Source organism: Psychromicrobium xiongbiense, assembly GCF_030271165.1.
Lineage (GTDB): Bacteria > Actinomycetota > Actinomycetes > Actinomycetales > Micrococcaceae > Renibacterium > Renibacterium xiongbiense.
The window spans coordinates 250,230-264,196 of the sequence record NZ_JASSZH010000009.1 but is presented as its reverse complement, the minus strand read 5'-3'; the positions used below and the strand labels follow the sequence as shown (position 1 = coordinate 264,196).

The following is a 13,967-nucleotide window of genomic DNA, read 5'->3' as shown; positions in this document are numbered from 1 at the left end:
GTTTGCCTTACCTTTTATGCCCTCTTGCGAAGGACTCCTATGCCCCTCAGCGACACTCCGCCCACGCCCGTCCTGGCCCCGGCCTCCACGATGGATGCCGCCCTGGACTCCTATCGTGGCTACGTCGAGTCCACGCTGCATACGCTCCAGAGCCAGCTGAACACATTGGCAGCGGCGATTCAGGCGCAGAACGTCGATGCCGCCCGCGACCAATGGCTTGCAGCGCAGCTGAGCTGGCAACGGGTGGGCGCAGCCTACGGAAGCTTCGGGGACCTCGGCGGCGCCATCAATGGCCTGCCACTCGGTCTGGAAAAAGGCGTCGCAGACCCCGGATTCACCGGCCTGCATCGGGTGGAATACGGGCTCTACCACGGTCAGAGCGCTGCTGAACTCGCTCCGGTGATCGAGGATCTGCAGAAGAATCTGGCGGACCTGCTGGTGAAACTGCCGGAGCTGACGGTCGCCGGATCCGCCATGCCACTTCGCTGCCACGAGATTCTGGAAGACTCACTCCGGGACAATCTGAGCGGAAACAACGACCAGGGATCGGGAATGGCGCTCGCCCTCACCTGGGCTGATGTTGAAGCGACCCAGGTGGTGCTGACCCTGCTGAGTTCCCTGATCGACGCCCACAAAGCGGGCTATTCCGCGCTCATTTCTGCGGATCTGGACGCGCTGGATGCCGCACTGTCCTCCGCGAAGCTCGGGGATCGCTGGCCCGACTATCGCCAACTGCCGCTGGCCCAGCGCCAACCGGTGAATGGCGCCATCGGCCGCGCCCTGGAGACGCTGGCCTATGTGCCGCCGATGTTCTCCCTTGACGACTGACACACCCCAGATCACCGAGAAAAGACGCCAGAAACCATGACTGAGAAGAAGCTCACTCCTGCCACGGAGCCAGCACAGGCCAGCCAGAACGCAACGCAGCCCGCCGAGCGTTCACCGCACCGCCTGGGCCGCCGTTCCTTCCTGCTCGGTGCTGGTGCCGGTGGGGCCACTGCTGCACTCGCTGCAACCGCCATCGCCGCTCTGGCCCCGCACGGTGCCCCCAGCGCGGCGGCGGCATCCGCCCCGGAAGCGGTCGAGTTTTACGGCCCCACTCAGGCGGGGGTTTACCGTCCGGCGGATCAGCAGGCGCATTCCTGCTTTGCCGCGTTCCGAGTGCTGGCCAAGGACCGCGAGGAACTCAAATCCCTGTTCCAGACGCTGACTGCCAAGGGCGCGCGCCTGGCTGCTGGGCACCGCGCGGACACTCCCATTCTGTCCACCGAGATGCCGGTGGTCAGCGGTGGGCCGCCGGACGACTCCGGCGTGCTCGGCGAAGACGTTCCTCCCTGCAGCTTCAGCCTGACCGTCGCCCTGGCTGCCAGTCTCTTCGACAACCCTGCTTACGGGCTGGCCGGGAAGAAACCCCAGGGCCTGACGGAGATGAAGACCTTCCCCAATGACGCGCCGGATGAGGCCTGGCTGGGTGGCGATCTGCTGCTCCAGTTCTGCGCCGACTCCACCGATATGATCCACTTCGCCCTGCGCGATGTGATGAAAGCAACCCGCGGAACCCTGCAACTGCAGTGGAAGATCAACGGCTTCCACTCCGCGCCGCGGCCCTCCGGTGCGCCGCGCAATCTCTTTGGCTACAAGGACGGCATCGTCAATCCTGGCCCCGCCGAGCCGTTGGTCTGGATCGAGAAGAACTCCGGCCAGCCCGACTGGGCCGTGGGGGGAACCTTCATGGTGGTGCGGCTGATCCGGATGCTCGTGGAGTTCTGGGACCGGGTCGGCCTGGGGGAACAGGACGGCATGATCGGCCGTGAACGGGCCTCCGGGGCGCCGCTGGGGATGAAGAAAGAGACAGATATTCCCGACTACAGCAAGGACCCGCAGGGCGAGGCGATCCCGCTCGATGCTCATATCCGTCTGGCCAATCCGAGGACTCAGGAGACCGATGGCTCGCGGTTCCTCCGCAGGGGCTACAACTATGACCTGGGCATCGATCTCAATGGCAATATGCAGGCCGGACTGATCTTCGCCTGCTATCAGCGCAACATCCAGGAACAGTTCGAGGCGGTGCAGACCCGCCTGATCAACGAGCCGATGACGGACTACATCCAGCCCTTTGGGGGCGGCTACTTTATTGTGCTGCCCGGGGTTTCGGCGGACCAGAAAGACCGTGGGGGATACCTGGGCCAGGGGCTGTTTGCCTGATTCAGGCGATTTTGCGCCGGTAGATCGTGATCGCGAAGGCGTAGGCCACCACCAGGATGCCCACCAGCCAGGCGAGAGCGATCCAGATGCCGTCACCGACGGGCTGCTCAGTGAACAGGTCCCGGATCGTGTTGACGATGGAGGTCACCGGCTGGTTCTCGGCGAACCAGGCGACTGGGCCGGGCATGGTGGAGGTGGGCACGAAGGCCGAGGAGATGAACGGCAGGAAGATCAAGGGGTAACTGAACGCGCTGGCGCCATCAACGGTCTTCGCGGAGAGCCCGGCGATCACGGCCAGCCAAGTGAGGGCAACGGTGAACAGGACTAGAACCCCGGCGACCGCAAGCCATGCGCCCACCGACGCACTGGTGCGGAAGCCCATGATCAACGCCACGCCGATGACGATCGCGACCGAGACCAGGTTCGCCACCAGCGAGGTGAGCACATGCGCCCAGAGCACGCTCGACCGTGCGATCGGCATGGACTGGAAGCGTTCGAAAATACCGCCCTGCAGGTCGAGGAACAGCCGGTATGCGGTGTAGGCGATGCCTGAGGCGATGGTGATGAGCAGGATGCCGGGGAGCAGGTAATTGACGTACGACTCATCGGATCCCGTGTGGATTGCTCCGCCGAGTACGTAGACGAACAGGAGCATCAGGGCGATCGGAGTGACCGCTGTGGTGATGATCGTGTCCGGACTGCGGAGGATGTGGCGTAGCGAGCGGCCAGTGAGCACGCCGGTATCGCTGAGGGCGTGTGAGGGCTGCGTGGTCATGATTCGTCCTTTTCTTCGGTCCCGCTCGAGTCGCCGACGAGGGCGAGGAAAACCTCCTCGAGGGTGGGCTCCTTCTCGACGTATTCCACAGTGGCGGGTGGGAGGAGCTGTTTGAGTTCGCCGAGGGTTCCGTTCTGAATGATCGTTCCCCGGTGCAGGATCGCGATGCGGTCCGCAAGATGTTCTGCCTCGTCGAGGGTCTGTGTGGTGAGCAGCACCGTCGTGCCCTGACCGGCGAGTTGTTTGATGGTCTGCCAGACCTCGATTCGCGCCTGCGGGTCGAGTCCGGTGGTCGGCTCATCGAGGAAAATGACTGGCGGAGAGCCGATCAGGCTCATCGAGATGTCGAGCCGACGTCGCATGCCACCGGAATAGGTGCCAGCGCGCCGGGCTCCCGCCTCGCTGAGCGAGAAGCGGGCGAGCAGATCGTCGGCGATCACTCCCGGGTTCTTCAGGTGGCGCAGCCTGGCGACCAGCATAAGGTTCTCCCGGCCGGTGAGCACCTCATCGACCGCAGCGAACTGGCCGGTGAGGCTGATCGACTCCCGGACGCCGCCGGGCTTCGTGGCGACGTCGAAGCCGTGCACCGTGGCCGTTCCGGCATCGGCTGTCAACAGGGTGGAGAGGATCCGCACCAGTGTCGTCTTGCCCGCCCCATTGGAACCGAGCAGGGCGAAAATGCTCCCTGGCGCTACCTCGAAGTTCACTCCCCGCAGGACGTGCAGGTCCTGGTAGGACTTCTCAATGCCATGCACCCGGATGGCGGCGTCGGTGTTCATGACGGTTCTATTCCTGATGCTTGTGGCCCAGCGGCCTCGTTGATCGCCTTCGTCAGACGGGCCCGTTCCTTGTCGATCCACTGTTTGCCGTTATAGGCCTGTGCGAAGGTTTCCGCGAACTCCACCGGATCTTCGCCGACAATCTGCCGGATGGGGGTCCCGTCCGCTGCTGCACGCTCCCACAGGTCAGCGAGATCGCCGAACATGGTGATCAGGGTGTCGCCGTCGGTGATTCCGCCGTAGTACATGAAATACCGGTGCATGGCCTTCGCCGCGGTGCCGTACGGTTCCGGGAGCGAATCGATGCGCGCCTTGTCCTGCTTGTACTGCTTCTTCTGTTCGAGGGGTCCGGTGAGGGCCTCGATCCATCGTGCTGTCATGATGACTCTCCCTGCTTCTGCGGGTGTTCGATGTGGTGGTGGAGTTGTTCGATTCGTTCTGCGAGGAATTTCCAGGACCCCCAGAACTCCTCGAGATAGGCACGACCCTGCGCGTTCAGCGAATAGACCTTGCGGGGAGGCCCCTTCTCTGAGGGAACCTTGGTTACGTCCACCAGGCCACGCTGTTCGACCCGGATCAGCAGTGCGTAGACCGTTCCCTCGGCGATGTCGGTGAAGCCCTCAGCACGCAGTTGCGTCGTGATTTCGTACCCGTAGGCCGGGTTCGCGGTGAGGAGAGCCAGAACAATGCCCTCCAGTGTTCCCTTGAGCATTTCTGTCATCTGTTTGCCCATCGGACCCCTCCGGCCAACTACTCATTGATACTAGCTACTAGTACATAGTAGCGCTAAGTAGTGAAAGCGCAAGGCCACATTTCGCGACCGAAAACGGAAAAAGCACCCGCAATCGCGGGTGCTTTTTCCGTTTTCGTTCGCGAAACCAGGGGGCGTGGAGAACTGGGAAGGGGCGTCTACAACGCGTCCGCGACGGCGCGGCCCGCGACACGCCCGCTGAACAGGCAGCCACCCAGAAAGGTCCCCTCGAGCGCGTTGTAGCCGTGCATCCCGCCGCCACCGAAGCCCGCCACCTCACCCGCGGCATACAGTCCGGGGATCGGGGCGCCATCGTGAGCCAGCACGCGGGACTGGAGGTCGGTCTGCAGTCCGCCCAGGGATTTGCGAGTCAACAGGTGAAGCTTGACGCCGATCAGCGGCCCGGCAGCAGGGTCCAGTACGCGATGCGGCGCCGCGACCCGGGTGAGTCGATCTCCCAGATAGCGGCGGGCATTGTGAATGCCCATGACTTGCACGTCTTTGGTGAACGGATTGGCCATCTCCGCATCCCGCTGCCGGATCTGCTCCTCAATCCGTGCCGCATCCAGCAAAGGCATATCGGTCAGCGCATTCATCCGATCCACCAATGTGCGCAGATCCCGCGCCACCACGAAGTCGGCGCCCTTCTGTTTGAAGGCCTCCACTGGCCCGGGCGCGCCACGCAGCAGGCGGGTAGTGAGCAGCAGTTTGCGGTCACGGTTCGTGATGTCCGGGTTTTGCTCCGAGCCCGAGAGCGCGAACTCCTTTTCAATCATCCGCTCGGTGACGATGAACCAGGAGTGATCGTGATCGGCCAGCCCCGGGGCCGTGCGCAGATGCTTCAGCGTGCCGAGCGTGTCATAACCGGGCAGATACGGCGCAGGCAGACGGCGTCCCAGTGCATCAAACCACAGCGGGGATGGCCCGGGCAGAATGCGGATGGCATGATCCGGCCAGATCGGGTTCCAGTTGGCGATTCCCTCGGTGTAATGCCACATCCGGTCTTCGTTGACCAGCCGCGCCCCGGCCTCGGCGGCAATCCCGTGCATTCGCCCATCCACGTAAGCGGGCACGCCGGTGAGCATCTGCCGCGGTGGCGTGCCCAGCCGCGAGGGCCAGTGCTTGCGCACCAGCTCGTGGTTGCCGCCAATGCCGCCGCTGGTCACGATGACGGCCTGCGCTCGCAGCTCGAAATCGCCCACCACCGTGCGGTTGGAGGGCGCGCCGCGCTGGGCGTCATCGGGGGCAAGAACGCTGCCCTGCACCCCGACGACGCGCCCGCCCTCCATCAGCAGCCGGTCGACACGGTGGCGATGCCGGATCTGCTGGCGCGACCCGCGGGCGGCGTCGCGGGCCCGGTCAGCAAAGGGCTCGCTCACCCCGGTTCCGGTGCCCCAGGCGACGTGGAAGCGGGGAACCGAGTTGCCATGGCCGTCTGCATTGCCGTCGCCGCGCTCCGCCCAACCCACCATCGGGGTGAAGCTGAGGCCTTGCTCGCGAAGCCAGGCGTGCTTTTCACCGGCGGCGAATTCAACGTAGGCCCGTCCCCAGCGCGCCGCCCACTGGTCGTCCGGACGATCGCCGTCCAGCCGGTCCCACTGAGCGCTGCCCTGCCAGTCCTGCCAGGCGAGGTCGAAGGAATCACGAATCCTCAGCCGACGCTGTTCCGGGGTATCGACCATGAAGAGCCCGCCGAACGACCAGTAGGCCTGACCGCCCAGGTTGTGAGCATTCTCCTGCTCCAGCAGGATGGTGCGTTTGCCGCGACGGATCAGTTCCCCGGCGGCCACCAGCCCGGAGAGACCACCGCCCACAATGATGACGTCTGCATCCACGTGATTGCCTTCCACCTGCGCTCGAGCATGAGATTACCGCTCAGGGCTCACCGTAGGGCTCATCCTAGGGCGGATCGAGGCCAGCTCGACGTAAGAGAGGACGGAGCCGTGGCGCGGCAGGCCATGATGCGCACGATGCCGGACCGGCCGGTAGACATGGCCGAAAGGATCGGTGACGCTCACCTGGTCCAGCTGGCGGATCGAGTGCAGATGCCGATCGACCTCGGCCAGAGCCGGCAGCTGTTCTGGCTCGCCGTCGAGGCTGATCAGCCATGCTTCGGCCGCATGCACCCCGGCTTCCAGCGCGAGCACTTCAAAGAGCACAGCCAGCAGCTCGCTCAGAGTGTGGGGGAGCAGACGTAGCAGACGGTGGGTGGGCAGGCTCTGATGCTGTGCGTGGGTCCAGGCTTCCAGCAGCCAGTCGAACTGCACAGTGCCTAGCAGCGGCCCACAGACCAGTTCCCGACGGTCATTGAGAGTCAGACGGCGGTTGAGCCCGGCCCGGTCCAGAATGCAGGCTGCCTCGTCCACATACTCCAGGTCGGAGAGCATCCTGGCCGCTGAGGGGTAATACCGGAAGTCGCCGTGATCGTCCACGACGACAAGGTCTTCTACTGCACCGTCCATGGAACTCATCTCCTATTGGTCCAGGTCCCCCATTGGTCCAGGTCCCCCAGCAAACCCAACAAACCCGGACAAACCCAGACAAGCACGGAAGGAGACTGTTGACGCCGGTCTTGATGCTTTCCCTACGCAGGGGGAGGAAGAATTGTCGCTGTCTTTACACTTCCGGGCGTTACACTTCCGGGCTCGGCTGCTCGTGTGAGTCACTGGGGTCGGGCACCTCCGGTGAATCGGCTGAGCCGGGCGTCGCCGGGGCGGCTGTTGGGGGATGGGCTCCGATCTCCCGGCGCAGGGCCCGGATTTCCTGGAGCAACATCTCAACGTGTTCCATGGTCGCTGCCTGGGCTTTGGCATCCTTGGTGGTCACCTGCTCCACCAGCCAGCTCGCCAGGGTTGCGGTGACAATACCGATCAGGGCGATGCCACCGATCATCAGCCCGACCGCGATCAGGCGTCCCACGATCGTGTGGGGGGACAGATCGCCGTATCCCACGGTGGTGATGGTGACAACGGACCACCACAGGGCATCGCCAAAAGTCTTGATCGTCGCGGTCGGGGTGTCCTTTTCGGCGTCGTACATGGCAAGCGCTCCCACGTAGACCAGCAGCACCGAGGTCGCCACCACGTAGACGACGACTTTGCCACGCAGGGCATTTCCTGCCACGCGGTGAAAGACGCTGATCAGTGTGATGAGTCGGAGCAGCCGCAGCGGTCGCAGTGCAGGCAGAACCACGATGGCGAGCTCATAGAGGTGTCGGATGAACCAGCGGCCGCGCTGGGGGACCAGAATCAGCGTCACCACATAGTCGATGACGAACATCACCCAGGTAGCGGTGACGACAGCGTCCGCCGCAGCGGAGATCTCACCCTCGGTCAGCACCTGCACCGAATAGGCCGCCAGAAAGACAGCGGACGTGATGATCAGGGGCCACTCCGTGAGCCGTCGCCATCGTTCGAAGGTCATCTGCCGATTTTAACCGCACCTTTAGCCGCCCCGCCCCGCTCCCAACAGGGATGGACCCCCCGCTTGAGTCCTCCCGAAGCGCGCGGCTGGCGTTAAGCACAACAGCCCCTCACCTGACGGTGAAGGGCTGTTGGATCTGTGCACCCCCCGGGACTCGAACCCGGAACCCATTGATTAAGAGTCAATTGCTCTGCCAGTTGAGCTAGAGGTGCATTGTCGTGGAAAGAATCTCGCATCAGACGGTGATTTCTGAACGATCTGCGATCCGCAACGACAAGTAATGCTACACGGATTTTGCCGAGTGGAAAAATCGGGATCCTCACGATGCCTCGGAGCCGGCAGGGGAGGGGGCCGGGAGGGAATCCAGCTGAGCCCAGGGGTTCCCGGAGGCCGGGCACAGCCCTAGACTCGGCACATGAGTGTGGAGACCAGCACCGAAGCCGCCAGCCCGTCAGAGAGCACACCGGATATCAAACCCCGCAGCCGGGTCGTGACCGACGGCATCGCGGCAGCTCCAGCGCGCGGGATGTTGCGAGCCGTGGGCTTCGGTGACGAGGACTTTGCCAAACCGCAGATCGGCGTGGCCAGTTCCTGGAACGAGATCACGCCCTGCAATCTGTCCCTGGACCGCCTGGCACAGGCCGTCAAAGAGGGAGTACATGCCGGTGGCGGCTTCCCGATGCAGTTCGGCACCATATCGGTCTCCGATGGCATCTCGATGGGCCACGAGGGCATGCACTTTTCCCTGGTCTCCCGCGAGGTCATTGCGGACTCGGTCGAGACCGTGATGCAGGCAGAGCGGATCGACGGTGCCGTGCTCCTGGCGGGCTGTGATAAATCCCTGCCCGGCATGCTCATGGCTGCGGCCCGGCTCAACGTCTCCAGTGTGTTCCTCTATGCGGGCTCGATCATGCCCGGATGGGTGAAGCTGGAGGATGGCACTGAAAAAGATGTCACGCTGATCGACGCCTTTGAGGCGGTCGGCGCCTGCGCAGCCGGCCGGATGTCCCGTGGTGACCTGGACCGGATCGAACGGGCCATCTGCCCCGGCGAAGGTGCCTGCGGTGGCATGTACACGGCGAACACCATGGCGTGCATCGGCGAAGCGCTCGGCATGTCACTTCCGGGCTCGGCTGCCCCGCCCAGCGCTGACCGGCGTCGTGACGCCTTCGCTCACCGCTCCGGGGAGGCCGTGGTCAACCTGCTGCGACTGGGAATCCGCTCCCGGGACATTCTGACCAGGGAGGCCTTCGAGAACGCCATCGCCGTCACCATGGCCTTCGGTGGCTCCACTAACGCCGTGCTGCACCTGCTCGCCATTGCCCGCGAGGCGGAGGTGGACCTTCAGCTCAAGGACTTCAACCGGATCGGTGACCGCATCCCGCATCTGGGGGATCTGAAGCCTTTCGGCCGCTATGTGATGAACGATGTCGACCGGGTCGGCGGCGTGCCGGTGATCATGCGAGCGCTGCTGGATGCTGGTCTGCTGCATGGTGATGCTCTCACGGTGACCGGCAAGACCCTTGCGGAAAACCTGGCAGAGATCAACCCGCCGGATCTGGACGGCAAGATCCTGCGGGCTATGGACAATCCGATCCATAAGACCGGCGGCCTGAGCGTGTTGCACGGTTCGCTGGCGCCCGGCGGCGCGGTCGTGAAGACCGCAGGTTTCGATGCCGAGGTTTTCGAAGGCCCGGCCCGCGTCTTCGAGCGTGAACAGGGCGCCCTGGAAGCGCTCAAGGCGGGGCAGATCCAGGCCGGCGACGTTGTCGTCATCCGCTATGAAGGGCCTAAGGGCGGCCCCGGTATGCGAGAAATGCTGGCGATCACGGGTGCCATCAAGGGTGCCGGCCTGGGCAAGGACGTGCTGCTGCTCACCGACGGTCGGTTCTCCGGCGGGACCACGGGGCTGTGCATCGGGCATGTCGCTCCGGAAGCCGTGGACGGTGGCCCGATTGCCTTTGTCCGGGACGGCGATCTGATCCGGGTGGACATTCCGAACAAGAGCTTCGATCTGCTGGTCGATGAGGCGGAACTGGCGGCCCGGCGCGATGGCTGGGAGCCGCTTCCGGCCACCTTCAGCAAAGGCGTGCTGGCCAAGTACGCCAAGCTGGTGCATTCGGCGTCGGAGGGTGCGTACTGCGGTTGAGTGAGGTGACAGGACCGCTTCTCATGCACGAGGGGCAGCTGACCCTCAGCGAGCAGCAGGTGGCCACCCTGGTGATGCGGCAATTCCCGCACTGGGCCAGTCTGAGCGTGCGGGCACTTCCGTCCAGTGGAACGGTCAGCAGCCTGTTCCGGCTGGGCGAGGAGCTGTTGCTGCGATTCCCGCTGGAGTCGGCAGATCCGGAGGCCAAGCGCGTCGAGCTGGAGGCAGAGGTTGCGGCAGCTCGCAGGCTCCTGGACCTTTCCCGGCCGCGGGCCGGCGCCGGGCTTCACAAGCCAACAGTCCAGACTCCGGAGCCGCTGGCCCTGGGCGAACCGGGGGAGGGGTATCCTCTTCCCTGGTCCGTCTATCGCTGGATCCCCGGTCGGGTCGCCGTGAACTCTGAGGCTGCCGACTCGGTGGCCTGCGCTATCGGGCTGGCGGAATTTGTGGCCCAGCTCCGTTCTCTGGACACCGAGGGACGTAGCTTCGCCGGCAGTGGTCGCGGTGGCGTGCTGCAGGGCCAGGACCAGGTCGTGGCTCACTACAGCGCTCTGGGCTGGTCGTTGCCGCGCCGGGAGCAGATGATCGACGTCGCTCGACTGCTGGAGCTCTGGGGGATCCTGCGTCAGGCCAGGCGACCGGCGTCGGCATCGGACGCCTGGACCCATGGTGATCTGATGCCGGGAAACTTGCTGCTCGATCCGGAGGGCTCGGGACGGCTCGCCGCAGTGATTGACATCTGCACTCTGGCCGTGGCCGATCCGGCAGTGGATCTGATGCCTGCCTGGAACCTCTTCGGTGCCACCGCGCGGACCGCTTATCGCGAGGCCCTGGCAGTCAATGGTCAGGAGGTCTCCGATGACGAGTGGGAGCGTGGTCAGGCCTGGGCCTTTGCCCAGGCGGTCGGCTGCCTCTGGTACTACCGGCGGAGTAATCCGCTGATGTCGGAGATCGCCGAGAGGACGCTACTAGAATTGCTGACAGAGAAGCGGTTGTGAGGCTCTTCGCCGGTCCTCCACGAAAGGTGCAGGATGTCTGGCGTCCGCCAATCGGACTCCAATGTCCACGATATGAGACGGTTATCTGATCATTTGACAGCAGGGTGGCTTGATCGCAACACTTGGGGTTATGCAGATCGGTCAAGTTGTAGTACTTACCAGGCGCGTGACGGCCTAGCCCCCACAGGGCACCGTCCGACTGGTCACAGTCCGAGCTGCACAGCACGCGCAAACCCCTCGCAGAGCCCACCGGCTTGAGGGGTTTTTTCATTGTTGGGCCCAGTGATCGACCGAACGAAGCATACGCGTAGGCGTGTGTGAGGCTTCCTACCGGAGGCAGCACACACAATGCCAATGACGAGACGGTCCCTCCGGGGACCTCGTACAGAGGAAGAGTTCGATGAGCAAAGGTTCCACCACCAGCCCCGCGCGGCCCGGTGCCGCCAGCCCGGCGCTGTTGGCAGGCAAACCGCATTCCACGGCCAAGCCCCATGCCACAGTGTCTGATCCCAACCCCAGCACGCGCGTAGATACCGGCAAGGATTCCCTCCGGGCCGATCACGCCAGAGTTCCAGTCCAGGGCCCCAACCGCGTCATTGCACCGCAGCAGATGAGCGGTTCCCAGGCCATTGTCCGTTCCCTCGAGGAACTCGGTGTGACCGATATTTTCGGTCTGCCCGGCGGCGCGATTCTGCCCACCTATGACCCGCTGATGTCCTCGGACATGAATCACATCCTGGTCCGTCACGAACAGGGTGCCGGCCATGCTGCCGAAGGCTATGCCATGGTCACCGGCAAGGTGGGCGTGTGCATCGCGACCTCCGGCCCGGGCGCCACCAACCTGGTCACCGCCATCATGGACGCCCATATGGACTCGGTGCCACTGGTCGCCATCACCGGCCAGGTCGCCTCCGGTGTGATCGGGACGGACGCCTTCCAGGAGGCGGACATCGTCGGCATCACGCTGCCCATCACCAAGCATTCCTTCCTCGTCACGAACCCTGAAGAAATTCCCCGGGTGCTGGCCGAGGCCTTCCACCTGGCCTCCACCGGCCGTCCCGGTCCGGTCCTGGTCGATGTCGCCAAGGACGCCCAGGTCGGTCAGATGACGTTCAGCTGGCCGCCCACCATCGACCTGCCCGGGTACCGCCCGGTCTCGCGGGGACACGCCAAGCAGTTGCGTGAAGCCGCCCGGCTGATCGCTGCGGCGCAGAAGCCGGTGATTTACGCCGGTGGTGGCATCATCAAGGCCCACGCTTCGAAAGAGCTGCTGGCGCTGGCTGAGCTGACCAAGGCTCCTGTGGTGACCACGCTGATGGCCCGCGGGGCATTCCCGGATTCTCACCCGCAGCACGTTGGCATGCCCGGCATGCATGGTTCGGTCTCCGCTGTGACTGCCCTGCAGCAGGCGGATCTGCTGATCACGCTCGGCGCACGCTTCGATGATCGGGTGACCGGTGTGCTCTCCAGCTTTGCGCCGGGCGCCACCGTGATTCACGCCGACATCGATCCGGCAGAGATCTCCAAGAATCGCACCGCCGACGTGCCGATCGTTGGCTCGGTCAAAGAGGTCATCCCGGATCTGATGGACGCGGTGGCAGCGGAAGTCGCCGAATCGGGCACCGCGGATCTCACCGCCTGGTGGGACTTCCTGAATAACCTGCGCAGCACCTACCCGCTGGGCTGGACGGAACCCGAGGACGGGCTGACCGCACCACAGAAGGTCATCAGCCGGATCGGTGAACTCACCGGCCCGGAGGGTATCTACGTAGCCGGCGTGGGCCAGCACCAGATGTGGGCGGCTCAGTTCATCAAGTACGAGCGCCCGCACGCCTGGCTCAACTCCGGTGGTGCCGGAACCATGGGCTATTCTGTCCCGGCTGCGATGGGCGCCAAGGTGGGCAACCCGGACCGCGTGGTCTGGGCGATCGATGGCGACGGCTGCTTCCAGATGACCAATCAGGAGTTGGCGACCTGCCGGATCAACAACATCCCGATTAAGGTCGCGATCATCAATAACTCCTCCCTGGGCATGGTGCGCCAGTGGCAGACCCTCTTCTACGAGGGGCGCTACTCCAACACCGATCTGAACACCGGTCACGACACCATCCGGGTGCCGGATTTCGTCAAGCTTGCTGAGGCCTATGACTGCGTGGGTCTGCGCTGCGAACGTGACGAGGACATCGACGCCACCATCCAGAAGGCCCTGGAGATCAATGACCGCCCCGTCGTCATCGACTTCGTGGTGAGCCCCAACTCCATGGTCTGGCCGATGGTTCCCTCCGGAGTCAGCAATGACCAGATTCAAGTGGCCCGCAACCTGACCCCCCAGTGGGACGAGGAGGACTGACCATGGCACGTCATACGCTTTCGGTTCTCGTGGAGGACAAACCGGGTGTGCTCACCCGGGTGGCAAGCCTCTTCGCCCGCCGGGCCTTCAACATCAACTCTCTGGCCGTCGGCCCCACCGAAGTCCCGGGGGTTTCCCGGATGACGGTGGTGGTCGATGCCGAAGGTGACCTGATTGAACAGGTCACCAAACAACTCAACAAACTGGTCAACGTCATCAAAATCGTTGAACTGGTCTCGGAATCGTCCGTGCAGCGTGATCACATCCTGATCAAGGTGCGCGCCGATGCAAGTACGAGGCTGCAAGTCACCCAAGCTGCAGATCTGTTCCGCGCCTCAGTGGTGGACGTATCCCCGGATGCGCTCGTCATTGAGGCCACGGGCCACCCGGAGAAGCTCGCCGCACTGCTCAATGTGCTGGAGCCCTTCGGCGTCCGCGAACTCGTCCAGTCGGGAACCCTGGCCATTGGTCGTGGCTCCCGCTCCATGAGCGACCGGGCACTGCGCACCGCGTGACGCTCTCACGAGACACTGTTCT

At 64.2% G+C, this 13,967-nt stretch carries 13 protein-coding genes and 1 tRNA gene; 6 read left to right on the top strand and 8 right to left on the bottom strand.

Features of this window, described 5'->3' with window-relative positions:
• The first annotated feature begins 39 nt into the window (after positions 1 to 39).
• Positions 40 to 828 (top strand): EfeM/EfeO family lipoprotein, encoded by a 789-nt coding sequence (locus QQM37_RS03930; protein ID WP_285725193.1) that lies wholly within the window; start codon positions 40 to 42, stop codon positions 826 to 828.
• Between the two features lie 36 nt (positions 829 to 864).
• The gene (locus QQM37_RS03925) at positions 865 to 2,205 is read left to right on the top strand and encodes a Dyp-type peroxidase (protein ID WP_285725191.1); all 1,341 of its coding nucleotides are present in this window, start codon (positions 865 to 867) and stop codon (positions 2,203 to 2,205) included.
• Between the two features lies 1 nt (position 2,206).
• On the opposite strand, the gene QQM37_RS03920 is transcribed toward QQM37_RS03925, so the two are convergent.
• The 8 genes from QQM37_RS03920 to QQM37_RS03885 form a co-directional block, all read right to left on the bottom strand.
• Complete coding sequence (locus QQM37_RS03920; RefSeq protein ID WP_285725190.1) at positions 2,207 to 2,980, bottom strand: ABC transporter permease; 774 nt, start codon at positions 2,978 to 2,980, stop codon at positions 2,207 to 2,209.
• On the bottom strand, positions 2,977 to 3,759 hold the full coding sequence (locus tag QQM37_RS03915; RefSeq protein WP_285725188.1) for an ABC transporter ATP-binding protein: 783 nt from the start codon (positions 3,757 to 3,759) through the stop codon (positions 2,977 to 2,979). Before QQM37_RS03915 ends, QQM37_RS03920 begins: the two co-directional genes overlap by 4 nt.
• On the bottom strand, positions 3,756 to 4,139 hold the full coding sequence (locus QQM37_RS03910; protein WP_285725187.1) for a DUF1048 domain-containing protein: 384 nt from the start codon (positions 4,137 to 4,139) through the stop codon (positions 3,756 to 3,758). Before QQM37_RS03910 ends, QQM37_RS03915 begins: the two co-directional genes overlap by 4 nt.
• Positions 4,136 to 4,492: a PadR family transcriptional regulator gene (locus tag QQM37_RS03905; protein ID WP_285725186.1), complete on the bottom strand. Its 357-nt coding sequence runs from the start codon at positions 4,490 to 4,492 to the stop codon at positions 4,136 to 4,138. Before QQM37_RS03905 ends, QQM37_RS03910 begins: the two co-directional genes overlap by 4 nt.
• 176 nt (positions 4,493 to 4,668) lie before the next feature.
• The gene (locus QQM37_RS03900) at positions 4,669 to 6,345 is read right to left on the bottom strand and encodes an FAD-binding dehydrogenase (RefSeq protein ID WP_285725185.1); all 1,677 of its coding nucleotides are present in this window, start codon (positions 6,343 to 6,345) and stop codon (positions 4,669 to 4,671) included.
• Positions 6,346 to 6,378: 33 nt separating this feature from the next.
• Positions 6,379 to 6,972, bottom strand: coding sequence for a hypothetical protein (locus QQM37_RS03895; protein ID WP_285725183.1), 594 nt, complete (start codon positions 6,970 to 6,972; stop codon positions 6,379 to 6,381).
• Positions 6,973 to 7,141: 169 nt separating this feature from the next.
• Positions 7,142 to 7,933 carry a potassium channel family protein gene (locus QQM37_RS03890; RefSeq protein WP_285725182.1) on the bottom strand — a complete coding sequence of 264 codons (792 nt, stop codon included), beginning with the start codon at positions 7,931 to 7,933 and terminating at the stop codon, positions 7,142 to 7,144.
• 139 nt (positions 7,934 to 8,072) lie between these two features.
• Positions 8,073 to 8,145 (bottom strand) — tRNA-Lys (locus QQM37_RS03885).
• Positions 8,146 to 8,348: 203 nt separating this feature from the next.
• Between QQM37_RS03885 and ilvD the strand changes: the two genes are divergently transcribed.
• The 4 genes from ilvD (at position 8,349) to ilvN (ending at position 13,945) form a co-directional block, all read left to right on the top strand.
• Positions 8,349 to 10,082, top strand: coding sequence for a dihydroxy-acid dehydratase (gene ilvD / locus QQM37_RS03880; protein WP_285725179.1), 1,734 nt, complete (start codon positions 8,349 to 8,351; stop codon positions 10,080 to 10,082).
• A gap of 23 nt (positions 10,083 to 10,105) precedes the next feature.
• On the top strand, positions 10,106 to 11,080 hold the full coding sequence (locus tag QQM37_RS03875; protein WP_285725177.1) for a phosphotransferase: 975 nt from the start codon (positions 10,106 to 10,108) through the stop codon (positions 11,078 to 11,080).
• 400 nt (positions 11,081 to 11,480) lie between these two features.
• The gene (locus QQM37_RS03870; RefSeq protein WP_285725176.1) at positions 11,481 to 13,430 is read left to right on the top strand and encodes an acetolactate synthase large subunit; all 1,950 of its coding nucleotides are present in this window, start codon (positions 11,481 to 11,483) and stop codon (positions 13,428 to 13,430) included.
• Between the two features lie 2 nt (positions 13,431 to 13,432).
• A complete protein-coding gene (gene ilvN, locus QQM37_RS03865; protein ID WP_285725174.1) occupies positions 13,433 to 13,945 on the top strand; it encodes an acetolactate synthase small subunit in 513 nt (170 codons plus the stop codon).
• Positions 13,946 to 13,967: the final 22 nt, after the last annotated feature.

Coding starts and splice junctions, on each gene's coding strand:
- QQM37_RS03890 (WP_285725182.1), bottom strand. CDS start 7,933: ATGACCTTCGAACGATGGCGACGGCTCACGGAGTGGCCCCTGATCATC.
- QQM37_RS03905 (WP_285725186.1), bottom strand. CDS start 4,492: ATGGGCAAACAGATGACAGAAATGCTCAAGGGAACACTGGAGGGCATT.
- QQM37_RS03875 (WP_285725177.1), top strand. CDS start 10,106: ATGCACGAGGGGCAGCTGACCCTCAGCGAGCAGCAGGTGGCCACCCTG.
- ilvN (WP_285725174.1), top strand. CDS start 13,433: ATGGCACGTCATACGCTTTCGGTTCTCGTGGAGGACAAACCGGGTGTG.
- ilvD (WP_285725179.1), top strand. CDS start 8,349: ATGAGTGTGGAGACCAGCACCGAAGCCGCCAGCCCGTCAGAGAGCACA.
- QQM37_RS03920 (WP_285725190.1), bottom strand. CDS start 2,980: ATGACCACGCAGCCCTCACACGCCCTCAGCGATACCGGCGTGCTCACT.
- QQM37_RS03910 (WP_285725187.1), bottom strand. CDS start 4,139: ATGACAGCACGATGGATCGAGGCCCTCACCGGACCCCTCGAACAGAAG.
- QQM37_RS03895 (WP_285725183.1), bottom strand. CDS start 6,972: ATGGACGGTGCAGTAGAAGACCTTGTCGTCGTGGACGATCACGGCGAC.
- QQM37_RS03925 (WP_285725191.1), top strand. CDS start 865: ATGACTGAGAAGAAGCTCACTCCTGCCACGGAGCCAGCACAGGCCAGC.
- QQM37_RS03930 (WP_285725193.1), top strand. CDS start 40: ATGCCCCTCAGCGACACTCCGCCCACGCCCGTCCTGGCCCCGGCCTCC.
- QQM37_RS03915 (WP_285725188.1), bottom strand. CDS start 3,759: ATGAACACCGACGCCGCCATCCGGGTGCATGGCATTGAGAAGTCCTAC.
- QQM37_RS03870 (WP_285725176.1), top strand. CDS start 11,481: ATGAGCAAAGGTTCCACCACCAGCCCCGCGCGGCCCGGTGCCGCCAGC.